21 protein-coding genes are annotated in these 26,968 nt (G+C 41.6%); 12 read left to right on the top strand and 9 right to left on the bottom strand.

Annotated features, from left to right (window positions below):
• Window positions 1-5 precede the first annotated feature (5 nt).
• Both H5203_RS15745 and H5203_RS15740 read left to right on the top strand, forming a co-directional pair.
• Complete coding sequence (locus H5203_RS15745) at window positions 6-884, top strand: putative metalloprotease CJM1_0395 family protein (protein ID WP_149983058.1); 879 nt, start codon at window positions 6-8, stop codon at window positions 882-884.
• A gap of 160 nt (window positions 885-1,044) precedes the next feature.
• The gene (locus H5203_RS15740; protein WP_145242537.1) at window positions 1,045-1,773 is read left to right on the top strand and encodes a hypothetical protein; all 729 of its coding nucleotides are present in this window, start codon (window positions 1,045-1,047) and stop codon (window positions 1,771-1,773) included.
• A gap of 64 nt (window positions 1,774-1,837) precedes the next feature.
• Here the strand turns inward: H5203_RS15740 and H5203_RS15735 are convergent, their stop codons facing one another.
• The 4 genes from H5203_RS15735 to greB form a co-directional block, all read right to left on the bottom strand.
• Window positions 1,838-4,171 (bottom strand): Tex family protein, encoded by a 2,334-nt coding sequence (locus tag H5203_RS15735; RefSeq protein WP_182819957.1) that lies wholly within the window; start codon window positions 4,169-4,171, stop codon window positions 1,838-1,840.
• A 163-nt stretch (window positions 4,172-4,334) separates the two neighbouring features.
• On the bottom strand, window positions 4,335-4,916 hold the full coding sequence (locus H5203_RS15730) for a CBS domain-containing protein (protein WP_145242533.1): 582 nt from the start codon (window positions 4,914-4,916) through the stop codon (window positions 4,335-4,337).
• 50 nt (window positions 4,917-4,966) lie between these two features.
• Window positions 4,967-5,275 (bottom strand): hypothetical protein, encoded by a 309-nt coding sequence (locus tag H5203_RS15725; protein ID WP_145242531.1) that lies wholly within the window; start codon window positions 5,273-5,275, stop codon window positions 4,967-4,969.
• 144 nt (window positions 5,276-5,419) lie between these two features.
• Complete coding sequence (greB, locus tag H5203_RS15720; protein WP_149983060.1) at window positions 5,420-5,899, bottom strand: transcription elongation factor GreB; 480 nt, start codon at window positions 5,897-5,899, stop codon at window positions 5,420-5,422.
• A 196-nt stretch (window positions 5,900-6,095) separates the two neighbouring features.
• On the opposite strand from greB, the gene ompR reads away from it, so the two are divergent.
• Window positions 6,096-6,815 (top strand): two-component system response regulator OmpR, encoded by a 720-nt coding sequence (gene ompR / locus H5203_RS15715; RefSeq protein WP_182819956.1) that lies wholly within the window; start codon window positions 6,096-6,098, stop codon window positions 6,813-6,815.
• A gap of 5 nt (window positions 6,816-6,820) precedes the next feature.
• On the top strand, window positions 6,821-8,125 hold the full coding sequence (gene envZ / locus H5203_RS15710) for a two-component system sensor histidine kinase EnvZ (protein ID WP_145242002.1): 1,305 nt from the start codon (window positions 6,821-6,823) through the stop codon (window positions 8,123-8,125).
• Here envZ and H5203_RS15705 read toward each other — a convergent pair.
• The 3 genes from H5203_RS15705 to H5203_RS15695 form a co-directional block, all read right to left on the bottom strand.
• Window positions 8,122-9,297, bottom strand: a complete 1,176-nt coding sequence (locus tag H5203_RS15705; protein WP_182768063.1) for a tryptophan 7-halogenase — start codon at window positions 9,295-9,297, stop codon at window positions 8,122-8,124. The genes envZ and H5203_RS15705 overlap by 4 nt on opposite strands.
• A 4-nt stretch (window positions 9,298-9,301) precedes the next feature.
• On the bottom strand, window positions 9,302-12,310 hold the full coding sequence (locus H5203_RS15700) for a LodA/GoxA family CTQ-dependent oxidase (protein ID WP_182819955.1): 3,009 nt from the start codon (window positions 12,308-12,310) through the stop codon (window positions 9,302-9,304).
• Window positions 12,311-12,814: 504 nt separating this feature from the next.
• A complete protein-coding gene (locus tag H5203_RS15695; RefSeq protein ID WP_182819954.1) occupies window positions 12,815-14,857 on the bottom strand; it encodes a glycoside hydrolase family 97 protein in 2,043 nt (680 codons plus the stop codon).
• 210 nt (window positions 14,858-15,067) lie between these two features.
• On the opposite strand from H5203_RS15695, the gene H5203_RS15690 reads away from it, so the two are divergent.
• The 3 genes from H5203_RS15690 to H5203_RS15680 all read left to right on the top strand — a co-directional run bounded on the left by H5203_RS15690 (window position 15,068) and on the right by H5203_RS15680 (window position 18,582).
• Window positions 15,068-15,697 (top strand): methylamine utilization protein, encoded by a 630-nt coding sequence (locus H5203_RS15690; protein WP_182819953.1) that lies wholly within the window; start codon window positions 15,068-15,070, stop codon window positions 15,695-15,697.
• Window positions 15,690-16,913 carry a hypothetical protein gene (locus H5203_RS15685; protein ID WP_145242006.1) on the top strand — a complete coding sequence of 408 codons (1,224 nt, stop codon included), beginning with the start codon at window positions 15,690-15,692 and terminating at the stop codon, window positions 16,911-16,913. Before H5203_RS15690 ends, H5203_RS15685 begins: the two co-directional genes overlap by 8 nt.
• Window positions 16,914-16,980: 67 nt before the next feature.
• A complete protein-coding gene (locus tag H5203_RS15680) occupies window positions 16,981-18,582 on the top strand; it encodes a methyl-accepting chemotaxis protein (RefSeq protein ID WP_182758473.1) in 1,602 nt (533 codons plus the stop codon).
• Window positions 18,583-18,858: 276 nt separating this feature from the next.
• Here H5203_RS15680 and speE read toward each other — a convergent pair whose 3' ends face one another.
• Complete coding sequence (gene speE, locus H5203_RS15675; protein ID WP_145241990.1) at window positions 18,859-19,722, bottom strand: polyamine aminopropyltransferase; 864 nt, start codon at window positions 19,720-19,722, stop codon at window positions 18,859-18,861.
• A 203-nt stretch (window positions 19,723-19,925) separates the two neighbouring features.
• Between speE and speA the strand changes: the two genes are divergently transcribed.
• The 3 genes from speA (at window position 19,926) to H5203_RS15660 (ending at window position 24,149) form a co-directional block, all read left to right on the top strand.
• Window positions 19,926-21,803, top strand: coding sequence for a biosynthetic arginine decarboxylase (speA, locus tag H5203_RS15670; RefSeq protein ID WP_182819952.1), 1,878 nt, complete (start codon window positions 19,926-19,928; stop codon window positions 21,801-21,803).
• A 64-nt stretch (window positions 21,804-21,867) separates the two neighbouring features.
• Window positions 21,868-22,749, top strand: coding sequence for an acyltransferase (locus H5203_RS15665; RefSeq protein WP_145241986.1), 882 nt, complete (start codon window positions 21,868-21,870; stop codon window positions 22,747-22,749).
• Between the two features lie 140 nt (window positions 22,750-22,889).
• Window positions 22,890-24,149, top strand: coding sequence for a mechanosensitive ion channel family protein (locus H5203_RS15660; protein WP_182819951.1), 1,260 nt, complete (start codon window positions 22,890-22,892; stop codon window positions 24,147-24,149).
• Here H5203_RS15660 and chrA read toward each other — a convergent pair.
• Window positions 24,112-25,260 (bottom strand): chromate efflux transporter, encoded by a 1,149-nt coding sequence (chrA, locus tag H5203_RS15655; RefSeq protein ID WP_182819950.1) that lies wholly within the window; start codon window positions 25,258-25,260, stop codon window positions 24,112-24,114. The genes H5203_RS15660 and chrA overlap by 38 nt on opposite strands.
• A gap of 122 nt (window positions 25,261-25,382) precedes the next feature.
• Here chrA and H5203_RS15650 point away from each other — a divergent pair, with 122 nt between their 5' ends.
• Both H5203_RS15650 and H5203_RS15645 read left to right on the top strand, forming a co-directional pair.
• Entirely contained in the window at window positions 25,383-26,177 is a 795-nt protein-coding gene (locus H5203_RS15650; RefSeq protein ID WP_182819949.1) for an ABC transporter substrate-binding protein, read from the top strand.
• Window positions 26,178-26,254: 77 nt separating this feature from the next.
• Entirely contained in the window at window positions 26,255-26,887 is a 633-nt protein-coding gene (locus H5203_RS15645; RefSeq protein ID WP_145241979.1) for an OmpA family protein, read from the top strand.
• Window positions 26,888-26,968: the final 81 nt, after the last annotated feature.

The raw sequence follows: 26,968 nt of genomic DNA, 5'->3' as shown, positions 1-26,968 counted from the left end.
TTGCCATGAACATTGTCACGCCATTTCCAAATATTAATATAAACACCGCAAATGTTTATACGGAAACCGCTCGGCGTGACAACCAACTTCGGGAAGTTATCCCGCCACCTGCAGCTACAAAACCGACTAATGCTGAAAACAAAGCGCTCGGTGATAATGAAAAAACTAAACAACCCGGTACAACTGATACCGGCACTTATGATGCCAAGGGTAAACTTGCCGACGAAAAAGTAATTCAAGAGCGTCAGCAGGGAGATGCAGAGCAAAATCCAGAGCAAAATGAACAGCAACAACAAGATAAAGAGAAAGAGGCAAAGCAAAAAGAGCAAGTAGCTCAGCAAGAGCAACAAGACGCTGAGCAAATTAAAGAGTTAAAAGCGCGTGATACTGAAGTACGTATTCATGAGCAAGCTCATTCATCAGTTGGTGGTCAACACGCAGGTTCGCCAAGTTATGAGTACCAACGTGGACCTGATGGTACCAATTACGCTGTTGGCGGCGAAGTACAAATTGACGTTGCTGAAATAGCAGGTGACCCGCGAGCTACAATAGAGAAAATGCAAACGGTACGTGCTGCAGCTTTAGCGCCGGCAGAGCCTTCTGGTGCTGATCGTTCGATTGCTGCTGATGCCACTCAAAAGCTCGCTGCAGCGCAAGCAGAGCTTAGTAATATAGACAGTGATGATGAAAGCAGTACGCAATCAGCATCGTTCAAAGTAGATAACGAATTAACAAAGGATGAGAAAGTTGCAACTACTGCTGAATCAGAAACCGCAACGGCTAAGCGCGATATTGAAGTTGAGCAGCGTGCAGGTCGCATTGCGCAGTTTTATCAAGCCGCCACCTCGCCTTATGGACAGTCTGGCTTTTCTGCAACCATATAGTTGCTCCCTCGTAATATGTGTTTCCTCAATTTAAATCCAAATAAATCATTTTTTAAGTGTGGTTATTCACATTTATTTACCTAAAGATGTATGCAATTAATTGTGAAATATTACTGTAACTGCTATTTTCCCTACGATTTTTATTATGGAAGACAATTAAATGAAATATGCAGTAATCGCAGGTGCTTTATCACTTTTTTCAATAACAGCGGTGGCGAATGAAACGGCTGGCTTAAGTTATGACTATGTCGAAGTTGGCTATGCAAAAATGGACGTAGATGACTTGGATGAACTTAGCTTTGATGGTTATGCAGTTAAGCTTAGCAAGCAAGTAAGTAGTAATTGGTATCTAACCGGTTTATATGCAAGCACATCAGATGATCTGTCAAATAGTGTCTCTGAGGATTATCGTGATATCTTTCAAAACGGTGAGTATGTCGGAACGTCACAGTTATACACTGAAGGAAAGCTAGACGCTGAATTTACTAGATTAGAGCTCAGTGCGGGTTATATTCAACGTTTATCTGCAGTTACCAATTTAGATTACAGTATCAATCTAGGTAGACTGAAGTACAGCACTGACTTCATAAACCTCGTCGAAGAAAGGTTTAATGGCCAAGTATTCTCATCGTCAGAATCAGCTTACTCGGACTCAGATAGTGCTGATATCCTCTCTGCTAATGTGCAAGTTAGGCATTTAGTTACGGATAAATTCGAAGTAAATGCAGGCTTAGGTTACGAGCGTTTACATGATGAAGAAAGTGACAATAACGTTGTTTTAAAAGCGGGTTTTAATTACACCTTGACTGAAAAAGCAATTTTAGGTGCTTCATACCGTTACGTTGATGAGTATGCTGATATTGCAGCGACCTTACGTTATTACTTTTAAATCAGATTTAAATCGCAGAATTGCAAACGCCACAAACTGAGTTTGTGGCGTTTTTGCTTAAACGTTATTTTTTCACTTTTGCATTTGCGAAGGCGTCTGCAAATGCATTACCCATCATTGCATTACCGGTATCGCGTGTTGGTTTTGCAGCGCGAGGTTGCTGAGCATTGTTACGATTATTGGCTTGCGGCTTTTGACTGACTGATGGAGCAGGTTTATTGCTGGTATCAATGTCATCGTCTAAACGCATGCTAAAACTAATACGTTTACGGGCAGCGTCAACTTCCACTACTTTTACTTTTACAATATCACCTGCTTTAACTACTTCACGCGGATCAGAGATAAACTTATTAGTAATCGCTGAAATATGTACTAAACCATCTTGGTGCACACCCACATCAACAAAAGCACCAAAGTTAGCTACGTTTGAAACCACGCCTTCTAAAATCATCCCTGGCTTTAAGTCACTGATTTTTTCAACACCTGCTTTAAACTCTGCTGTTTTAAAATCAGGACGAGGGTCGCGTCCAGGTTTATCAAGTTCACTGATGATGTCGGTAACCGTTGGTAAGCCAAATTTATCATCAATGTAGTCATTGGCAACTAACTTATTCAGCAGCTCTGAGTTACCAATTAGGTTATTTACATCGAGACTATTTTGTTCACAAATGCGTTTAACGATAGGGTAAGCTTCCGGGTGAACTGATGATTTATCAAGTGGGTCGCTGCCATTACTAATTTTTAAGAAACCGGCGGCTTGTTCAAATGCTTTTGGCCCTAAACGCTCTACTTTCTTTAGCTCTGAGCGTTTAGTGAATGAACCGTTAGCATCGCGATAATTAACAATATTTTGCGCTAAGGTTTTATTTAACCCTGAAACACGCGCAAGCAATGGCACTGAGGCCATATTTAAATCTACACCTACCGAGTTCACACAATCTTCAACAACAGAAGTCAGAGTTTGCCCTAGTTGGCTTTGTGATACATCGTGCTGATATTGACCTACACCAATTGACTTAGGCTCCACTTTCACAAGTTCAGCCAGTGGATCTTGTAAGCGACGCGCAATTGAAACCGCACCACGTAACGACACATCTAAATCAGGAAACTCATTAGCAGCAAATTCTGATGCTGAATACACCGATGCGCCAGCTTCACTGACCATAATTTTATTGAGTTTTAGCTCGCTATTTGCTTTGATTAATTCAGCAACCAGTTTGTCTGATTCGCGTGAAGCGGTGCCGTTACCAATAGCGATTAGTTCGACTTTATGTTGGCGGCATAACTGCTCTAGCGTTCGTACTGATTTATCCCAATGATTTTGTGGTGCATGTGGGAAGATAGTTTGTGTGGCTAATAACTTACCAGTGCTATCAACAACGGCAATTTTACAGCCAGTGCGCAGACCAGGATCTAGGCCCAATGTTATGCGAGGCCCAGCAGGGGCAGCCATAAGTAAGTCTTTTAAGTTTTTAGCGAACACATCGATAGCGCCTGTTTCGGCTTTTTCACGCATGGCTGCTAAAAATTCGTTTTCTAAATGTAAGCCTAGCTTAATTTTCCAGGCCCACTGCACGACAGTGAGTAACCAAGGGCTGGCTACTTGGTTGTTAATATCAAGGCGGTAATGATCGGCAATCATCACGGCACACATATGGGCCGGGTTTTCTGAACTTGGCTCAGGGTTGATTGTTAACTGTAGAATACCCTCGTTGCGCGCGCGCAACATAGCTAAAGCGCGGTGCGAAGGCACTTTTTTAAGCGCTTCTTGATGCTCAAAATAATCGCGGTATTTAGCGCCAGCTTGTTCTTGGCCTTTGATTAAGCTTGCTTCGATTTGACCGTGCTGACTGATGTGACTACGAAATTTGGCGAGCAGCTTGGCATCTTCAGCAAAGCGTTCCATTAAAATAAATTTAGCGCCATCCAGAACTGCTTTTTCATCAGCAAAGCCGGCTTCTGCATTTAGGTAGCCAGCGGCTTGTTGCTCAGGATCTAAAGAAGCATCATTAAATAAAGCATTCGCTAACGGCTCAAGACCAGCTTCAATAGCAATTTGTCCCTTAGTGCGGCGCTTAGCTTTGTAAGGTAAATATAAATCTTCAAGTTCAGTCTTGCTGTCCGCATTATTAATATCGGCAGCTAAGCTGGTGGTGAGTTTATCTTGCGCTTTAATCGTCGAAAGAATGAAGGCTCTACGTTCTTCCAGCTCTCTTAAATACGATAAACGCTGCTCTAACAATCGTAATTGGGTATCGTCTAAACCACCCGTTACTTCTTTACGATAGCGGGCAATAAAAGGCACTGTTGAACCTTCATCGAGTAATTTTGTAGCAGCTATAACTTGTTGCTCTTGAGCATTCAGCTCAGTGGCTAAACGTGCAGAGATATTGCTCATGCAAAAACCTTATTAAACAATTTGAAGACCAGAACGATAGTTTTGGCGTAATTAATTGCTTGAATAATATCACAGCAGGGCTTAATAAAAAGGCCTTAAAGTATGCTATTTATATACTTTAAGGCCTTTTAAAGAGGTGGTTCAATTAAACATGTATCAGTGCTTAATGAGGGTGTTCAATATGTTGCATTACTTCACTAAAACTGTGCGCGATAGGTGTGATATGTAACGGAATTTGTAATGTTTTAGCAATTTCTCGAGCTGAAATTAAACCACAAATTTCATTATGTGCGGTAGTAACCAGTAAAAACATAATACCGTTTTGTTCCATTGTTTGTAGTGCATCACCAATACAAGCATAGCTTAAGCTTTGCATACTTACGCCAGTTAAGTGGCTAAGTGGTGTCATTACATGAAGTAAGTTAACTTCGTTGCGAGGTACATTTAAGCGCTGTGCTAAAATCATAATTTTTGAGCTTTGTAGATCCGCACTAGATGCTATACCAAGTAATTTTTCTTTGTCATCTACTACTAAAATAAAGTCTGTATGTTGGCTAGTGATCTGTTTTAATGCATCAACAATGCTGGTTTCAAAATGAGCACGTAGCGGGTCTTTTTGAGTAAAATTATTGACCATTTTCAAAGCCGGAGACGTTAAATCAATTAACGGCTGAGTGTCACGGTAAGTGTGAGATAAAACGCCTTTAGAAATGTCTTGAGTACGAAGTTCTTTAAAGTTAGCCATAGTAATCACCAATTATGTTATTAAATTTAATCAAGTTTTTAAGCGATAAATTAAATAAAATAAGCCGGTGGTCCACGCTGATACGCATAGCTAAAAGGTTGTACGAAAGTGGTACTCACATAAAGTGATAAAATGTTTTCAGGGAGTGGTTGAAGCACCCTGATAGAGATCCCGTCAACGTGTGTGTCTAAGTCAACGTCAAGATTAGCTTGGTCAGGAATGTCACAAGCAACATAGTTTGCGGTTGGGGATAAATGGTCGTGGTCGTCAAAACCTTGAGCAATTACAGTCAAACTCACACTCATTAAAAGTGTAAATAACACGGCATTACTTACTATGCGATGTATTACGTTTGACATAACTACTACCTTCTAATATTCAACTCAAGCGCGAAATGCTTTACTTGAGTACTTTTATTTATAGTCTACAAATTCACTTTAGACAATCAATAATTAACCTTATCTGAATAATGAGAAGCGAGGATCTATCGTTTTACTGAGGATTTATGAAGCCCCAGGGTAACTGATACTGTTAACGTACCACTCTTTTTTGCCCTGCGGAGTTGTAACATAAAACTCATCATCCACTTGTTTTTTCAATAATGCGCGCGCCATCGGCGAATCAATCGAGATATAATCTTTGCGGTCATAAATCTCATCAGGGCCAACAATGCGAAACTTCAGCACTTCACCTTGTTCATTTTCTATTTCGACCCATGCACCAAAAAACACTTTACCAGCTTGCTGCGGCGAGTAATCAATTATTTTTAGATCTGGCATGCGTTTGCGTAAATACCGCACGCGACGATCTATTTGTCTTAACAAACGTTTATTGTACTGGTAATCAGCATTTTCTGAACGGTCACCAAGGCTAGCAGCCCAGCTCACTATTTTGGTGACTTCAGGGCGTTTAACATTCCATAAGTGGTCGTGTTCTTGTTGCAGCTGTAAATACCCTTCGCGGGTGATTAAATTAGTTTTCACGTTTAAATTATTACCTTGAGAAACACCTAGGCAAGGTATAAAAATCTTGTTGGCTTGTCGAGCTGATTTTTGTTCTCGCCAGCATTTTTGTGGGCTTGAAATGTTCAGTAACAATCTAGTGACCTAATTAGTTTTTTATTATCATGTTTTTCATTTATATTAATCATAACAGTACAGAAAAATAAGAATGAAAGTAATGGGACATGAAACCACAAAAGTATTAGTCGTTGATGATGATATGCGTTTACGCAGCTTGTTAGAGCGCTACTTGGTAGAACAAGGATTTATTGTGCGTACAGCTGCTAATTCAGAACAAATGGATCGGCTGTTAGAACGAGAAAACTTTCACTTGATGGTACTTGATTTAATGTTACCCGGTGAAGATGGCTTATCTATCTGTCAGCGGTTACGCCAAAAAGAAAATGAAATTCCAATTGTCATGTTAACGGCTAAAGGTGATGAGGTTGATCGTATTATCGGCTTAGAGCTTGGTGCTGATGATTACATCCCGAAACCATTTAACCCGCGTGAATTATTAGCACGTATTAAAGCTATTTTGCGTCGTCGTTCAAAAGAAGTGCCAGGTGCACCGTCAGCAGAAGAAAATCATATTTCGTTTGGTGAGTTTTCGCTTAATTTAGCCACCCGTGAAATGAGCGAAGGCGACAAAACCATGTCGTTGACCAGTGGTGAGTTTGCGGTATTGAAAGCGCTTGTTACACATCCACGAGAGCCGCTTAGTCGTGATAAGTTAATGAACTTAGCGCGTGGTCGAGATTACAGTGCATTAGAGCGTAGTATCGATGTACAAGTCTCACGTTTGCGTCGCATGATTGAAGTCGATGCCGCTAATCCACGTTATATTCAAACTGTATGGGGCTTAGGTTACGTATTTGTTCCAGATGGTGAAAAATAGCCATAATGAGTATGTTTCCCAAAAGTGCATTTGGACAAACGGTGTTTTTAGTTGCGGCACTTTTGTTGATCAACCAAGTAGTGTCTTACATCACGGTTAGCCTTTACGTAGTTAAGCCTACTATTGAGCAAGTTAACCTTATTCTCGCAAAACAAATCAAAACTGTGTTTATAGACTGGGAAGATGGCGTTGAAATAAGTGATGAGGTGTCTGAAAAGTTTTTTGAAATAACCGGTATCGAAGTTATGACCCAGCGCCAAGCGATGAGCGAAGGTTTGGCGCAAACTCGTGAATATTCGATGTTGTCGCGTAGTATGTCTGAGCAACTGCATGGTTCAGCCCGAGTGCGTATTAGCCAAACAGATCCGCTTGTTTATTGGGTAGAAGCGCCGCAAGCACCGGGTTACTGGGTTAAAGTACCGCTAACTGGTTTTAAAGAAAATAATCTCGAATTTCTAACCTTTTATTTATCTAGTATCGGCTTTTTAAGTGTACTCGGTGGTTGGCTGTTCGCACGTCATTTGAATCGACCTTTAAAAGCGCTGCAACAAGCGGCGGTAAAAGTAGGGGTTGGAGATTTTTCTACAAAATTAGAGGAACACGGCTCAACTGAAGTCATCGAAGTAACCCGCGCATTTAATCAAATGTCACGTGGTATAGCAGCGCTTGAGAACGACCGCCGTCTACTTATGGCTGGGGTGTCTCATGATTTACGTACGCCGCTGACGCGCATTCGCCTTGCTACCGAGATGATGTCGGATGAAGAAGATTATCTGCGTGAAGGGATCATCTACGATATTGAAGACATGAATGCCATTATTGATCAGTTTATTGAGTATTTGCGTCATCACAAACGTGAGGAGTTAGCGCTTGAAGATCTCAACGCGATAGTGTCAGAAGTGGTGCATTCAGAACAAAAACATCAACGCACTATCACTTTTAGCGAAAATCCTAGTATTAGTAACATTCCTTTAAGTATGGTGGCAATCAAGCGAGTTATTACCAACATGATTGAAAATGCGATCCGTTATTCGGATGGTGATATTGATGTTGAAACTGCGCTAAGTCGTGATAAAAAATACGCTATGGTGATTGTAAAAGATCATGGCCCAGGTATTCCTGAAAGTGAACTTGAAACGGTATTTGAACCTTTTAAACAAGGCGATGCTGCGCGAGGCAGTGAAGGTAGTGGGTTAGGGCTTGCGATCATTAAGCGCATAGTTGATATGCATGGTGGTAAAGTAAAACTGGTTAATCGCCCTGAAGGCGGTTTAAATGCTGAGGTTTATTTACCAGTCAAAGTGAGTTAGCCGTATATACTATTATATACTTTTATACTACTCGGCTGCTGTCTGCGCTGCCAAAAAGGACTGTTTGACCAGCGTTGCTCTTGAGCGTAAAAATAGCGTTTGTGATCTAAATAACGATGCCAAATCTGTTCTATTTGTTGCTGGTATAGTTTTTTAAATTGTAGCTGGCTATCGTGTTCTATTTTATTGACTATCTCGAGTTTTTTCATCAGATCGGCAAGTTGCATCGCACTTGCCATAGCATTAAAAATTCCTTGCGATGAGATTGGATCAAAGCTCAGTGCTGCATCACCTAAAGCGGCCCATTGTTGGCCTGCAAAACACTCTAAGCGAGTGGAGTTCGCGCTGACGATACCGTGCAGTGTTATTGGCTGTTGGCATACATCGAGAATCTTCGCTTGATTGGCATAACATTGCGCATGTTGAGTAAATAACTTTGTATCACGTTGTAAGCCTTTGGTCAGCAAATCCGGATCCGTTTGAAATGCTAAAACACGACGTTGGTTTGGTAATGGTGCACTGTACCACCAGCCGTTTTGCGTGGCACAAATGCTGCCTAGTTGATTTTCAATAGTATTAGCTACGGTTGCCCAGCAAGATATTAGACGGTCATGTTGTTTGCGAGCGGTGTATTTTTTTGCAAAATGAGCCTCTCGGCCAGTGGCATCAATTACGAATTGACTCGCAATGTTGATTGTTTGCTCTTGTTGTAACTGTGTTAGTGTTATTTGCCAGCGTTGCCCTTGGTATTCGCTGTGTGCTAATTTGGCAGGCCAAATACAGCGGACACCCCGTTGCAGCGCTTTTTCGCGTAAAAAGCTCTCAAATACTTGACGATCCAAGCGCCAACCTAAACCATCCGGGTTACTGAGATTATCAGTAACATAGGGTGTTGATTGGCCCCAACTTATTTGCAATCCTGCATTGTGTAAATGCTGTGGGGTAAGTACGTTGGCCACCAGTTGGTTTTCAAATTCAGTTAACAAATCTAACTGTTGTAAAATACGCCGTGCGGCAGGTGCTAAGCATTCACCAATTCGCTCTTCGGGCATCTCAGACTTATCAATCAAAGTAACTTGATATGAATCACATAAAGCAAGTGCGGCGATACAGCCTGCCACACCTGCACCAATGATCACAACATCCGTTTGTAATTCGGTCTCTTGCAGCATTGCTTTAGCGTCCTTTGTTGCGATGAAAGCGGCTCGCTTTTTCAGTAACACCTAAGTTGGTTTGACTACGATGTGAAGCATGCTCAGCCGAGAGAGTCGCTTTTGTATGCTTTATCGCTTTACTCGCTAAGTTAACTTGTGCCTCATCTTGTGGATTGTTGGGCAATATACCAACCTGCATTGCGCTAGGAAATTGTGCATCGCCTATTACGCCGATATGCGGTTGTACAATCGCAAGTTCAGCAAAGTTGTCTATCATACTATTGATTTGGTTTGTATATGTGGCAGGATTACCGTGCAGAGGTAAATCATCAAGCCAATCAGTACGATAAGCAAAAGCCTGTTGACGAGTACTGTCAGGTAATGAGGTATCAAGCACTTGTTGATAGCGGAACTGATTCATTATTTGATTTGGCACTCGAGCAGGCCAAAATGTCGGTAAAAATGGATCGTACTCAGAGCTGTAGCCATCTCTACAGCTCGCGGTATCAGTTTGCCAAGGAATAGCCATCCAGCGTGTTATCCCGCCTGCTACTTGACCACCAAATAAAGGTCCTTGCGCGAGGGTATAAACGTCGCTATTCATCACAGGACCATAATAGTAACGGTCACTTTGTAAGTCCGCTTGGGCGTGTTTGAGTCGAAATGCCGACATATACATGCCTGCAGTTCGCATTGGCCAAGTCATTTCACAGCCCGGGTGAAATGCATCAGCAAGGCAAAACTCCATCGCGCCGCGAGTAAGTAGTTCTGGCTGCTCAGCAATTGGATAATCATCTAACGCGGTTACATTTGCATGTGCCGGACAAGCTGATTGAGGGGTGTAATCATTAATAAAATCACCTTTCACCCATTGCTCTAAAAAGCTCAACTGCAAATTTGATAGCGTTGCATGCTGGCGCACTGAGCCCGTGGGAGGAATGCTAATCGCATCGCCATACAGCCAAGGCCATAGTTGTGGAGCTTGCGCACCGGGAACATCAAAACGACGAAAGTTATTAGACAGTGTACGGCGTAATTCCTGATAGGCAGGAGATGGATCGCTTAGCTTTTCTAGCCATTCATTCGTGGTGTAATTAAACTGACCCCCCCAGCCAAATGCGCCAGCAAATCCGTCATTAACCCATTGTAAATCCGTCATTCGGGCAAATATGGGTTGAATGTCGTTAGTAAAAGAAGGTCGCTGTGGTCTTGCCAGCATACCAGCATCTACAGCAACGTCGCGCATTAAATCCCACATGGTGCGTACTGATTTTTGCATCGGTGCATAATCCGGTGGCGCGCAAATAACCCAAGCGGATTCTACTCTTAGCGATATCCCCTGATATACAACCTCTGCTGTAATTGGGCCATCTGAGGTGTCATCATACCAGCCTTCATTATTTGCAAAGGTAATGGCTATATCGCCGTTTACGTTGCGTGACACGCCATGACCACCGAGCATTAGTAAGCGACCGTATTGATCACTGCGCATTTCGCCTAAGTACACATCCTGATCCATAAATTGGCCAATAAACTCATGCTTAGATTTTACGTTTTTGCCGCTTATACTGTGTTTGCCCCCTTTGATTAACAGCTTGCTACGATCGGCTACATTGTTATTACGCAGTAACGATGGCGGCGCATCTGCGGCTTCTGGAATATCTAAAGCAATTTGAAATTCGTACCAGCAGGCTTTTTGATTTGCTAATTCAGCATGCCAAGTAATGTCTGCATTATCGAGGGTTAGTTCTTTTATCGCTTTACCAGCGGCATTAAAACCGTAAATTCTAAACTCAGCTGCTTGGCGCTTTAATGCACCTGTTTTATCTCGGTAACTGTATTCATCAGTATGAGCTATTGGCTGCGGTTGTTGCGGGCCAATAAAGTAGCCTTTTTTACTATTACCCACGCGCATTACACCAATAGGCGGATAAATACCGGCATAAACAATACACTCAGAGTCAGTATCTTGATCTTGCTGTGGCTTAAATTCACTTAACTGTTTAGGCTCTTGTAGCTGCTGACCGTTGGCTGTATGTCGGGCATGAGCACTGGCCGCATAGGCTGACTTTCGAGCCAATGCAATGCTACCTAGAGGCTCATGGGCGGTTAAAGTACGCCAAATATTAAACGCTAAGTTATTACCAAGCTCAGCTTGACCAATCGCGGTAATATTTTGTTGTGCTAAATGCAGCCGCGCAATACATACGTATGGGCTTTCTTCACAGCTCCACACGGCTTGTGCATCATCAAGTGGCATTGTTTTTGGGTTTGTTCTTAATTGTACTTCAAAGCGAAATGTTGCACTGCCTTGACGTAAACGTCGCTGCAAATCTAAAGCGAGGTAATTATTATCGACACTGGGTGCACCAAGTTCACTGCCTTCAGGCACTAAGCGATATTTTACAATCTGTTGTTCGCCTAATTTGAACGGTAATATTGCCCAATAATTAGCGCTTAAACAGCTTGCTTCAACTTTTTGCATAGCCTGTAAAATATTGGCTGTTTGTATGTGTTTTGGATTATTTAAATAGGCATCATAGTTTTTATCGATCACGCCTGCAGTGGTGAATTGGCACATCTGTTGCGCATTTTTGGTAAAAAATCGATCCATGTTTTGAAAAATAAAATCTGCGGTATCACCTTCGCCAATCAGCTTTGGCCCATCTACTCCAAAGAGCTTCACTGCCAATCCTAATGTGCTGTGTAAATCTGGTGATGATGGTAACGTATCACTTGAAAAGCGCACTGCACATTCGTATTCTTTGCCTGCAAAAATGCCAATTTTAAATTGTGGGTCTATATCTGGATTGATAATAAAGTGGCCGTAAGCGATGCCATGTTGCTTTCTAAATACAGCTCGTTGTGCTGGCTGTTGACCTTTGTCTATACGCGGCACTTGACCAAGGCCAACAAACATTTCAGTTAACCGCTGGCAGGCTAGTTCAACATCTTTGTCATTTGACCAACATGGCACATTGTTAGCAGTTGCTAGCGTTTTAATACTGAGATTTTTGGGTTTCTTAGCCATTATTATATTCCTTATAGTATTGAAGCGGCTCTAGAGGTATTAGCTCTAAAAGTCCTTTTAAGCAAGTTCACTATTATTGAGCTGACTGCCATTTAGTTGTTTATTAGTGCTGCGTAATTTTTCAAAATTATTAAATATATGGCTCACAGCCATGCTTGGTATTCCTACTGTTACTAATTAACTAACTTTTTAATCTGTAAAAGTAGAGCAATAATGGAAATAAAACTATTACACGGTATTTCACGTGCTATTTATAGGATGTGTTAGGTATTTTCAGGGGGTGATACAACAGAGTCATCAATATAAGCATAGTTGCTTTTGGTTGCAGTAATGATGATGCCAACAGTTTAATGAAGTCATGAACTGTAGCATTGAACAATTATTTTAAGGGTTAACTCATACGTTAACAGTATAAATTGGAAGCTCTTTATTTGCCGGTTGTTTATTAAAAAGAAGACGCGAGAGAAACTCACGCCTCCTATTTTCACTATCGACTTCGCGCTATTATAAAGCTTTAAATCTAATTGCTGTGCCGCCGCTGGTGGCAAGTTTAAGCGTTAACTTATCAGCAGCTGTGACTATGCGCTTTTCGATTTTTAAATCGTATGGGTTGTTTTTCCATTCAGCATTATTACCATCACGATAAATTTGTGCCTCAAACTTTTTACCTTGCTCTAAGAAGTCGAGTTTTATCTCTATGCTGCGAGCTTGCTCATCGGTTACTGCTCCTAAAAACCAGTCGTTACCAGAGTAGTTATCACGCTTACGCTCTTTGCGAGCAAACACCACGTAATCGCCAACCTCACCCGCTAGTGCGATACTTTGTTGCCAATCTGTTGGTACGTCTTGAATAAATTTAAATGCGTCCGGTTTGGCTAAATAGTTACGCGGAAGATCAGCGGCCATTTGGATTGGACTATACATTACGACATATAACGCGAGTTGTTTCGCAAGTGTGGTTTGTGGACGATTTGTATCACCACCTAATCCATTAAAACTCATATCAAAAATGCCCGGTGTAAAGTCCATTGGCCCAGCTAACATACGGGTAAAGGCGAGCATTGGAATATGCTCTGGTGGATTTGGCGGTGTGCCCCATGCATTAAACTCTTGGCCGCGAGCACCTTCGCGGGCTATCCAGTTCGGATAAGTACGGCGCAGACCTGTGTCTTTTATCGGTTCATGGGTGTTAATACTGATTTTATGTTTTGCAGCCAGTTGCACGCTGTGTAGGTATTCATTAACCATAAATTGGCCATCGTGCCACTCATGGCGAGCAATGCCGTTTTCATCAATGCGTTTGATGTTGCCGCCATCTGCTACGTAACCTGTTTTTACTTGGCTAACGTTAGATTTTTCGTACAGTGCGTAGGCGTCTTCCATCTGGTTGCGGTAGTTGGTTACGTTGCCAGACGTTTCGTGGTGGCCAATCAGCTGTACGCCTTTTTCTTTGCCATAGCGAGTTAGCTCTGCAATATCAAAGTCAGCGTAAGGTTTGGTAAAACTAAAAACATCACCATTGAAGAACCAGTCGCCATCCCAGCCAATATTCCAGCCCTCGACAAGTACCCCATCAAAACCGTATTTAGCTGCAAAATCCATGTAACGCTTGGTTTCTTTGGTGGTCGCACCGTGCTTTTCACCGCTGCCCCAAGTGTTCTCATTGATATGCATGCCCCACCAAATACCGACATATTTACCTGGTTTAACCCACGATACATCACCGAGTTTATTTGGTTCGTTGAGGTTTAAAATAATATCTGAGTTGATCAAATCAACGGCTTTGTCACCAATTTGAATGGTGCGCCACGGAGTATTAAATGCGCCGTGTTTTTTAACCGCAACACCATCAGACCAAGGCGTTAAGTCGGCTTGTAAAGTCCCTGGGCGACGTTGATTGAGCACCATCCCTGCATAATCAACTAATGCAGCTTCGTGAATGCTCACATGGACGCCATCAGCGTTTTTAAAGGTAAATGGAGTATGTGCAAGAGCAGCTTGTTGCAGTGGAGTGGTGTTATAAACATATTCATAACGGTTCCAACCACGAGCTGGGATCCACCATGCGGTGGCTTTATCCGCACCACTAATTGCAAATTCGGTTAGCTCCTTAGTGATTTCAATGTTTTCAAATCCAGCTTGTTGAGGTACTTCGTAACGAAAACCGACGCCATCATTAAAAGCTCGAAAACGAACCGTGTAAGTGCCGCCTTGTGGCGCTGGCTTTTTAAACGTAACCGCGAGCTCATTATGCTTATCTATAATAGTTTGGCGTTCACCCCAAGGTTGCTGCCATTGGCTGTTATGTTGGGAGTTGTTGACGTCGGTTATTGTAAAACCTTCAGCAAAGGCGGCTTGTTGTTTAAATTCGAAGCCAAGAGCTGAATTTTCAATAACATCTTTGCCGTTAAAGCTGATTTTATAACTTGGTGTAGCTTGCTGATCCGAAATGGTTATTGTTATATTTCCGTTTGGGGATTGAATCGTCGCGTCTTTAGCAAAACAAGCACTTGAAAGTCCAAGCAGAAGTAGCAAAGTTAATCGCATAGCTGTTCCTTGAGGTGTAACCTAATTGAAGCATTTAGCATAAAGCGCAAGGGCCTAGATTACGAGATGACTGCATACGTATTCAGCTCATTAGTTAGCTTAGGTTAAATATTGAAAAATAATTAACGAGATATTTTTAACAGAATATAATTAACAAAAGATTAATCTAATTGGTTTATAATGAATGAAGTTAAATAAGAAGATATTAAAATGTTAAAGCAGACCTTCATTCTTTCATTGTGTTTAATGGTTTTTAATAGTTACGCTGGTACTATCACCATTAATGATCAACAGCAAAAACCGCTCGCTAATGCCGTCGTCTGGTTAACGCCTGCGGATAAAAGTGTTGAATTCCCCGCGCCAACTACACCCTTTATAATGACTCAAAAAGACCGGCAGTTTATTCCCCATGTGTTGGTGGTACCGCAAAATGCTCAAGTTGAGTTTCCAAATTCAGATTCAATCATGCACCACGTGTATTCGTTTTCCAAAGCTAAATCGTTTGAGCTAAAGCTATACCGAGAGCAACCACAGGATCCGATCAGTTTTGAGCAAACGGGCGTAGTTGAATTAGGCTGTAATATTCATGATTGGATGTTGGGGTATATTGTGGTGGTTGATAGTCCGTATTACGCAATGACCAATGACAAAGGACAAATTGAGCTGACGCTTGAGGCCGGAGATTTTACACTCAATATTTGGCACTCCGAATTTAGTGACATCAGCAAAACTGAAAGCAAAGCCATTTCACTCACTAGTGCGCCGGTTGTTTATCAAATAAAACAGGCGATTATTTCTCGTGTTGCGGTGGGCGTTGATGAATTTGACGATTATGAATAAAGCTTGCTTTTACCTAGGTGTAGTGGGGCTAACATTAACGTGCAATGCTTTTGCACAAGTAAAGGGCTTAGTGCAACTAAGTGCAGTTCAGGGTGATCAATACGTAAGTTGGCAACAAGGTGGCATAGGACTATACCGGTACGATAGTGACAATGATGGCATTGTGCTTTCTCAGGGAATCGTTGATTTTAGAACTGATTTAACCACCGCTTGGTCAGTACATGGGGTTATTAATGCTTATCAAGATCCGCAGCCGACTTTAGGTTTTAGCCAAGCATATTTGCAATATAAGCCGCTAACAGCGAGTAACTATAAATGGCATCTGCGGGTAGGTGGTTTTTACCCGTTATTATCATTAGAAAATCCAGATATGGGCTGGCTTTCACCATATAATTACACTAACTCAGCAATAAACTCATGGATAGGTGAAGAGGTACGTACCGTTGGGGTTGAGGCCACTATCAAGCGGCCAGGGCGCAGCTTTAACAGTACCCATAGCTTTGCATTGGTTGGCGCTACATTTAAAGGTAATGATCCTGCAGGAACATTATTAGCTTGGCGTGGCTTTGCAATGCATGACCGCCAAACGACCTTTAATGAAAGTATTGCGTTTGCGCCAATCGCTTCATTTAATACCACCGCACTTCAGTATCAGGCAAATCAGGTCTTGCCCTTTGAGGAGGTTGATGGGCGCTTTGGTTATTATGCAGGAATTCACTGGGATTATTTAAAAAAATCACAATTTCGTTTTTATTATTACGATAATAATGGCGATCCTGCAGCACTAAATAGAAGTACTGGGCAATATGCATGGGATACTCGTTTTAGCAGCGTCGCGTGGCTATATAAATTTACTGCGAATACGCGCTTAATTGCGCAAATGATGTCGGGCACTACCGCTATGGGTGCTAAACGCGGTGTAAATAATAGCTTCTATAGTCACTTTGTATTAGTAAGTCATAAAATGGCCAAGCATCGCATTTCAATGCGTTATGATTATTTTGAGGTAACCGATCATGACGACTGGCAATTTGATCCTAATGCCAGTGAAGGTGAAGGTATAACCGCGACCTGGCGTTATCAATTAACGCCGCAGTGGCAACTAGGGATTGAAGGTTCTGCATTACACACCCAAGCAGATAATCGCATGGCGATGAATAATCCCAAAAACCTATCACAGCAACAAATTAGCTTAAATGTTCAGTGGCGCTTTTAATGGTAATTCAGATAGTTTGAACTATATTAAGTTGTGGCTGATGTTGTATTTTATGCAAAGGTGAAAAATGAACTTACAGAGTATTCGAATCAAGAGCTCACTCCCAATCGTGTTACTTGGGATTGCGATAATAGTACTGATAGCAGGCTATACGCACTTAATTAACTTACAAAAAGATGCGTTAGAAGCACAATCTGAGCGATTTTTAAATGCTATTTCAGTAGTGGTTAATAGTGATCGTGATCTCTACCAAGCTAAGGTAGCTGAATTACACTTAGTAACCAATAAGATAGGTAATGCCGAAGAACTGCAAGATCATCAAGAAAACGCACAGCAAGTGACCGATCGTTTTAATCAATATTTACATTTCTTATCAGCCTACCCGCAAGTAACGACGCAGTTTACTGGCTTTGATAGTGCCTTTGAAAAATGGTTATCAGCATCAAACGCGTTTATCAACGACCCGCAAAACAAGCAAAAAAATCAGCAGGCCAATACAGAGTTTGCAGCGCTGCGCGATATTTTAGATAAAGCAGGTGAACAAGCTGAGTTGACGTCGAAACAAGAAAAACAAAAATTGCTTGAGAAGATAACTACAACGAAATTGTTTTTACTGACTATGGTGGTGGTGCTGTTAGCCATTTCAGCTTGGTTCAGTTATGTGATCCCACGTCAGTTAACTAAGCAAATGCATTACGTGACTGCGAGAATTAATGATATTGCCTCTGGTGATGGTAATTTAACAGGACGTATAGCGATAGAAAGCCAAGATGAATTTGCCGAGCTGGCAACGGCATTTAATCGTTTTTTAGATAATTTGCAGCAACTGATCCGTGATATTTTAGGCCAAGCTAATGAGCTTAACCATTTAGGTACTGATTTAAGTCAGTTCGCAAATCAAAATAATCAGATCACTCAAAAACTCAGCCAAGCATCAGAATCAATTGTCAGTGCGGTTCATCAAATGAGTGTTGCTAGTCGCGAAGTGGCTAATGTGGCGCAGCAGTCATCAAAAGAAGCTGATAACTCACAGCAACTGGCTAAGCAAGGTTTAACGGCTGTGGCTAATTCGAGTGATAAAATAGTCGCGCTATCTGAAAATATGGAACATGCCAGTAACAAATCAACCGAACTGCAACAAAGCTCTGATAATATAGCTAAAGTGCTGGAAGTGATCCGCGCGATTGCAGAGCAAACTAATCTACTTGCGTTAAATGCTGCTATCGAAGCGGCGCGTGCTGGCGAACAAGGGCGGGGGTTTGCGGTGGTCGCCGATGAAGTACGCACCTTGGCAACGCGCACTCAAGAAAGTACCAACGATATTCAAAAAATGGTTGAGCAGTTTGCCAATAGTGTCGAGCAGTCTTTAACGGCAATTAATGGTGGCAAACGCTTTGCAGATGAAGCCGTAGCCTCGTTTACGCAAACCAATGATGTACTTAATGCGATGCAAGAGTCATCAGTAAAAGTGAATGATATGGCTATGCAAACAGCCCAAGCTACCGATGAGCAAACAGCAGTAGCTGAAGAAATCAGTCATAATTTATCATCATTGAACGAACAAACCATGCAAGGTGGCGAGCTGGCACGTTCAACTGAAGAAGTTGCGGTAAGAATGAACCAATTAACCGATGAATTAAGCCGCCTAGTGCAGCGCTTTAAAGTTTAATTGTTTGCTGTAGGCAATAAAAAAGGGTTCGAGAGAACCCTTTTTTGCGTTGTTAGTATCTAATACCAATCGACTTAAATATTTAACCATTCTAGCGCGCTAAATAAAGCGCTAACTGCGTTAGTAATTTTTCATGTACGACTGCATGGATGCAAGAGGTAGAGCAATGCAGGAGCAATTGCCGAGAACAACTACATGTCAAAATCTCTGCCTTGTTACCACTGTATTTTTCTGTCGCTATAAATGGTCAGTAACTTAAAACGATTGGTATAACGTTTACTTTTTTTCGAAAGCGCGCTTCATAAAGTTCGGTGTTGCTAATGCGCCATGGTGAATACCATTATTGTAATACTCTGTAGTTTGCGCAAGCTCTGCTGCTGCGTCTTCTCTAAAACCGGCGAATGCTTCATCTTTACGAGCAAGTGTTACTGACCATAAGCCACTTGGGTAAATAGGTTGTGGGAATGGCAGTGTTTGTAAGTCGTTAAAGCCTACATCAGTCATCGCATCGCGCATTTCAACCAGTAATGGCATATGCATAAGCGGTGATTCACTTTGTTGTACCATAATGCCGCCAGGGCGTAGTGCATTTAAACAGCTCGTGTAAAAGGCATGGTTGAACAAACCTTCACCAGGACCGACTGGATCAGTGCCATCAACAATCACGATATCGATTGATTCTGCTGCAGCTTCACGCATATATTTAATACCGTCGTCAAACATTACTGTAGCGCGAGGATCTTGGTTTGCTTCACATAACTCAGGGAAGTATTTAAGTGACATTTGCGTCACTACTTCATCGATATCGATTTGTGTAACAGACTCAACGCCCGGGTGCTTGAGTACCTCACGTAAAGTGCCGCAGTCACCACCACCAATAATAACTACATTTTTTGGGTTTGGGTGTGCAAGTAGTGCAGGGTGGCTGATCATTTCATGGTAAAAAAAGTTTTCACGGCTAGTTACCATCGTACAACCGTCAATAATCATTAGATTACCGAAGTCTGTTGTCTCGTACATTTCGACTTTTTGAAAAGGCGATTGCTGTTCTTCTAGCTTTTTGTTGATGCGCATAGAAAACGCACTGCCGTCACGTTCACTGATTTCTGTAAACCATTTACTTTGATCTAAATTTGCCATGTCGCTAGTTACACTTTTGAGTTGAGTATGAAAAAGGGGCAATTCTGCCAGTGCTTGGCGTTTTGCTCAATGAAATTTTATCAGTATAGCGAATATATTTTATCTTAGCTTTGGCTTAAAGGTCATTTTTTGTTAGCGTAGAGGGTTATGACGTACTAAAATGCGTGATTCCGCGAAACTTGTTAACTATAGAAGAATTTGCCATGACTTGGGGTTTAGATACAGCACGCTCTACATATAACGTTGCTCATTGGAGCGATGGTTACTTTGATATTAATAGCCAAGGTGAGCTGGTTGCTTTCCCAGATGGCGATCAAACGAAAGCCGCTATTTCATTAACCGAGTTAACGGAACAATTTAAAAAGCAGGGTTTAACGTTACCAGTATTAGTACGCTTTACCGATATCTTGCAAAATCGTGTAGATACTATGACCAGCGCATTTAGTAGCGCGCGCAATGCCCGTGCCTACCAAGGTCAATATACTTGCGTATATCCGATCAAAGTAAATCAGCAGCGTTCAGTAGTAAGTAAGTTATTGGCGCACCCAAGTAGCTTAGTCGGTTTAGAAGCCGGTTCAAAACCTGAGTTAATGGCGATTTTAGGTGTGGCAAAACAACCGATCACTATTGTTTGTAATGGATACAAAGACAGTGAGTTTTTACGTTTAGCATGTATTGGCCAAGCGATGGGCCATAAAGTTAAAATCGTAGTTGAAAAGCTATCTGAGTTAACAACGTTATTAGCCGAGATTGAAGAGCTAGGCATCGAGCCTGCCATTGGTATTCGCATCCGTTTAAACTCAGTGGGTAAAGGGAAGTGGCAAAATACCGGTGGCGAAAAAGGTAAATTTGGCTTAACAGCTGGGCAAGTATTAACGGCCGTCGAAGTACTCAAAAAACACAATAAGTTGCATTTAATGCAAATGGTGCATTTTCATATAGGCTCACAAATTGCCAATATTCGCGATATTCATCGTGCTTTACGTGAATGTTCACGCCACTTTGCAGAATTAAGCCAGTTAGGTGTGCCATTAAATACCGTTGATGTAGGTGGTGGTTTAGGCGTTGATTACGAAGGTTCTGGCTCGCGCAGTGCCTGTTCAATGAACTACACAGTAGAGGAATATGCTCGTAATGTGGTGAATGCGTTTGCTGAAGTGTGCGAACAGCATGACTTAGCGCATCCGGCTATTATTACTGAATCAGGCCGTGCGTTAACTGCTCACCACGCAGTGCTGATCACTGATGTGATTGATGTTGAGCAAGCACCAAATCACAGCAACCCTAGTGCACCTGAGCCAAATAGTGCGTTAGTGTTAGATGAAATGTGGCAGTGTTTACAACGCTTAAACCCACGTATGGCGCTAGAAATTTACCATGATGCAATGCACTTATTTAGCGAAGCGCATGACCAATACGTACATGGTTTAGTAAGCATGTTGGAGTGGGCGAAAATAGAGCAGCTGTATTTTACTATTTTGCATCGCGTGCGAGCGTCATTAAGCAATGCGCGTGCTCACCGTGAAGTACTGGATGATTTAAACGAAAAATTAGCCGACAAATTATTTGTGAATTTTTCATTGTTTCAGTCATTGCCAGATGTCTGGGGGATCCAGCAATTATTCCCGGTAATGCCGATTGAAAACCTTGATAAGCCGTTAACGCAACGCGCTATCATTCAAGATATTACCTGTGACTCAGATGGGCAAATTCGTGAATATGTTGAGGGAGCAGGGATCGAAACAAGCTTACCTATTCCACAATATGTACCTGGGCAACAATACCACATTGCGATGTTTATGGTGGGAGCTTACCAGGAGATTTTAGGTGATCTACATAACTTATTTGGTGATACTGATTCAGTCCATGTAGAGCTCACCGAACAAGGTTATCAACTAACCAATGCGATCAAGGGTGATAGCGTTAAGGATGTATTAAAGTTTGTTGATTATGATAGCGATATTTTCTCGGATAACTTTGCTACCACAGTACAGCAACTCGACATTAGTGACTCTATTAAGCAGCAGTATTTAGCTGAGCTAAATGCGGGCCTTGAAGGGTATACATATTTTGAAGATTAATTGCGATACTCTTGTATTGCATTCTAAATTGCCGAACAGTTTTAATGAAAGGAATTAAGTAGTAATGTCTTGGATCCGTTGTGTTTTTAGTATTTTCTTTTACACCATAAATACACTAATTTGGTTTGTTCCCATTTTTATTTGTGGCCTAATTAAACTTATCCCTATCAAACCGTTACAAAAGTTAATGAGTTGGACAGCTAAGCAATGCGCCTCTATTTGGGTTACGTTTAATACGTTAAATCAAAAGTTATTAACACCAACCAAGCTAAGTGTTACCGGCCTTGAAGAGCTCAAACTAAAAGACTGGTACTTAGTGATTGCCAATCATCAGAGCTGGGTGGACATTTTAGTTTTACAGCGTGTGTTTAATCGTAAAATTCCATTTTTAAACTTCTTTTTGAAAAAAGAATTGATATACGTTCCTGTTCTGGGGCTATGTTGGTGGGCGCTCGACTTCCCTTTTATGACTCGTACCAGCAAAAGCCAATTAAAAAAGAATCCTAAATTACGTGGTAAAGATTTAGAAACAACCCGTAAAGCCTGTGAAAAGTTCAAAGAAATGCCGGTGAGTGTGGTTAACTTCGTTGAAGGTACTCGCTTTACAGCGCAAAAACATTCGCGTCAAAATAGCCCGTTTCCTCATTTACTCAAACCTAAAGCGGGTGGGGTGGCGTTTGTGATGCAAGCTATGGGTGAGCAAATCTCTAAAGTGGTAAATGTCACTATTCAGTATCCTGAGGGCATTCCTACGTTTATGGATTTTGCCAGTGGACGAGTAAAACAAATTAATATTTATGTAGAAGTGATGCCGGTAAGCCAAGAGTTGATAGGTGATTACACGGGAGATTCTGAATTTAGAGTACGTTTTCAATCAGAATTAAATCGCTTATGGCAAGAGAAAGAACAACAGCTTAGCGAGTTTGAGCAAAAACTTAAGTCATAGTCGCAAATGCTAATAGGTAACGGCCCAAATCAGTACTGTTAAGCTTGTATTGGTTTTGGGTTTGTTACAGTGTTAAGCAACAATCAATATAGCTAAAATGACTGTTATTGAGCCTCCCGCAGCAAGGAATTAGAATTATCATGACGACTCCAACTCATTTACAGCAATTTGTGCAGCCTTGGTTTCAGGGTATGCCTGACACAGTATTATTCAGTTCTCTTACAGCCACTGCAATTGGTGTGTTCTCGCTGTTAGTGGTGTATTTATTTACCCGCCGTTTAATGCTACCAGGTATTCAAAAGGTGGTGACTAAACTTTCTCCTGAGCGAATTGGGCTATTGGCGCCTATGCTGACAAAACTTAACCGTCGTTTTGCTGGGATGTTGTGCTGTGTATTATTCTTAGCAACATTTGATAGTGTTTATCCAGTTACTGAATTTGCTGCTGAAGTGCTGAAGACGATTGGCCAAACTTTATTAATTATTCATGTTGGCTTTATCATCAGCAGCATAGTAAGTATTGCGGGTGGCATTTATAACCAACTAGAGTTTGCTCGCGAAGTGCCGATTCAAGGGCTGATCCAAGTAGTAAAACTTATTACCTTTATGATTTGTGTGATTTTGATTGTCAGTATCGTACTGGAAAAATCACCAACCTATATTCTTTCAGGCTTCGGGGCAATTGCTGCGGTGACCTTGTTAGTATTCAAAGACACTATATTAGGTTTTGTAGCCAGCATTCAAATTGCAGCAAATCGTTTAGTAACCTATGGTGATTGGATCCAAGTAGATAACTATGGTGCTGACGGCGAAGTAATTGACCTTGGGTTAAATACCGTAAAAGTACGAAACTGGGATAACACTATCACCACTATCCCCACTTATATGCTGGTGGCCGGCTCATTTAAAAACTGGCGTGGTATGCAAGAATCTGGAGGTCGTCGGATCAAGCGCTCACTCAATATAGATATGAATAGCATTCGTTTAGCTGATGACGAGCTGACTAAAACGATTTATCAAACTATCGCGTTAAAAGAATATATTAAGATGAATACCTTACCTGATCCGGTATCAAATTTAGGGTTATTTCGTCGTTATGCTGAAGGATATTTAAAGCAGCACAGTAAAATAAACACGTCACTGACATTAATGGTGCGGGAGTTACAACCGTTAAATCATGGCCTACCGATAGAGTTTTATTGTTTTAGTGAAGATAAGCGCTGGATATCGTACGAGCATCTGCAAGCAGAGATCATGGATCATCTACTTGCGGTATTACCTATTTTTGACCTACGCGCTTATCAAAGTGTCTCGGGGCAATTTAGTCCTGCAGCAATCACCCCAACCGCTATTAAACCTACCATTAAAGTGGCAAATAATACTGAAGTAGGCCAAGGCTAACAAATACGATTAATAGCCACCAAATAGGTGGCTTTGCTAACCTTAGCCATGCAAAAGCTGCAACAACAATCACAATATGCCAAATGTTGTGAACTGCGGATGTCCAAATTGGTGAATACAATGCAGCCGCTAAAAAACCCACCACAGCGGCATTAAGCGCGGCAATACAGCTGGCAAAGCGGGGGCGTTCAGATAATTGCAGCCAGCTTTTTTGAAATGCTAACATTAATAAAAAACCAGGAGTAAAAATCAGTAAGGTTGCAATCACCGCACCAACAAGCGGCTGCTCGCTATTAAGCTCTGCGCCTAAATAACTAGCAATGGTGAACATTGGCCCAGGCACCGCTTGTGCGCTGGCGTAAGCTGATAAAAATTGCTCAGTGTTTAAACTTGGTAAGCCAGCTTGAAGTATCGGCAATACCACATGACCGCCGCCAAAAACCATAGCCCCAGCTTGATAAAAGGGTGCAAAATCTGCAAATTGAGAACCTAGTGGGACAAAGCTCACTAGCAATAATAGTGCAAATAGAATGAGTGCAGGCCAGTTAACTGTGCGCTGCTTAGTTGCTGTTTGATTACTTTGAGCTAGATTAAGCAATGGACATATTGCGCCAATAGCAGCGGCTGCTAATAGAACCAATATTTGACTGCTCAGGCTCGGTAATAAGATCAGCACTAAGGTACTTAACATAGCAAGCGCTTTGAGTACCCAGCTAGTACAAAAGCTTTTTGCCATACTCAGCGTAGCATCGGCCACAATTACTACGGCAAATAGTTTTAAACCGGCAACTATTGCAAAGTAAATAGCATCAAATTGGTGGGCGCTAATCGCTAATAAAGCCATGATCAAAAAGGAAGGTAAGGTAAAGCCAACAAAAGCAGCAATACCGCCTAATACGCCTGCTCGCTCCACACCAATAGCAAAACCCACTTGGCTAGACCCAGGTCCAGGCAGAGCCTGACTAAGACTGATTAGTTGTGCATAACGTTGAGCATTGAGCCATTGCAAGTTATCAACAAAATGACGTTTAAAATAACCTAAATGTGCAGCTGGCCCGCCAAAGCTCATGCAACCAAGTAAAAAAAACTGCTTAAAAATAGCTAGTAACATGAATTCTCTCGTTTCTTATTGCCGTAACAGCTTAGTATGACAAAATTTCGTGACAATTTTATGGTTTTTAATCTTTGTACCTGTCTACAATGTAAAAAAGGCTTTGTTAAAGTTAAGTAGTTATGCGATTTATTGTTTATATTTTTATAATTTTTGCCTTTATAAACTATGCCTATGCTGCAAATGAACCTAATGCGGCTGTGCAAAAAATATCGTTAGCCGTGGATCATGCACCACCGTATAGCCAAATTAATCAAAATGGTGAAGTATCAGGCGCGATTGTTGATATTTTTCGGGAGATGAAAAAGCAACTTCCTTTTAAGTTAGAGCTGGTTGGTTGCCCATTTTCACGCTGTGTAAGAATGTTAGAGCAAGGCGAAGTTAATGCGATGGGAGGTTTGATCCTCACACCTATGCGTCAGCAAGTAATGCAATTTGTAACCCCACCTTATATGGTTTTAACCTCGTCATTTGTATTTTATGCACGCGAAGATAGCCAATTACAAATCAACAACTATGACGATTTATATGGTAAAAAAATTGCGATTATGCGAGGTGCCGTACATTTTAAACGTTTTGATGAAGACGATGAACTGACTAAAATAGCTGTTTTAACAGAAAGCACAGCTATTAACCTATTATTGAAAGGGCGTGCAGATTTAGTTATTGCCGTTGAAGATACCGCGGATCATGCTATGAGTGTGCTGAATCAGCCAGCCAATAAACTGGTTAAAATGCAGTATCGTTTTAATGATACAATCTATGGTTATCTCGCTTTAAGTAAACAGTTTTCAGTAACCCCATTAGCGCAGCGGGTTGATGCGCTAATGAAAACAATGGCTGCCACTGGTCAGCTAAATACATTAATTGCTCCCTATGAACTTCCTCCTCTTAACGAGCAAGCGCTGAGCTTTTAACATCTTCTTCATATTTCGTTCATTACAATGTTTGCATACTAGCTGTTAATGAAAGAATTAATAACCAAGGAAATACCATGACTTTAACCAAACCATTACTAACAGCGACTATTGTTGGATTATTATTAACGGGTTGTGAGACCACCAACACAGGAATGGGAGCTGGTATTGGTGCAGCTACAGGCGCAGTACTTGGTAAGGCAACCGGAGATCATGATGATAAACGTATCTTCATTGGTGCCGCTATTGGCGCGCTAGCCGGCGCTGCGGTTGGTGACTATATGGATAAACAAGAAGCGGCTTTTCGTGATGAGTTAGCCGGCTCCGGTGTTGAAGTTGTGCGTGAAGGCGATAACTTACGTTTAGTGATGCCAGCTAATATAACTTTTTCCACCGATCAATCGTATATTTCATCTGGCTTTCATAACACCCTTGATGCTATTGCTAAAGTGATGAATAAGTACGAAAAAACTTATTTAAGTATTGAAGGCCATACCGATAGCACAGGTAAAGATAGCTACAACATGACGTTATCGCAACAGCGTGCGCAGAGTGTGAAAGGTTACTTAGTGAATCAGCAAATTCTAGCTGGGCGTATTAGTACACGTGGTTACGGCGAAACTCGCCCAATTGCCAGCAATGACAGTGCCAACGGCCGCGCGCAAAACCGCCGCGTGGAAGTTCAAATTGTACCAAATACTAAAGGTTAATGTTTTATCTCAATCATTTGCTACCTAAGCAAATGATTGAGATTATTTACCGCTTACCGCTTACCGCTTACCGCTTACCGC

The organism is Pseudoalteromonas sp. SG41-1 (assembly GCF_014164575.1).
Taxonomy (GTDB): domain Bacteria; phylum Pseudomonadota; class Gammaproteobacteria; order Enterobacterales; family Alteromonadaceae; genus Pseudoalteromonas; species Pseudoalteromonas rhizosphaerae.
The sequence above is the reverse complement of the archived record's forward strand: the minus strand, read 5'-3'. Positions and strand labels throughout refer to the sequence as shown.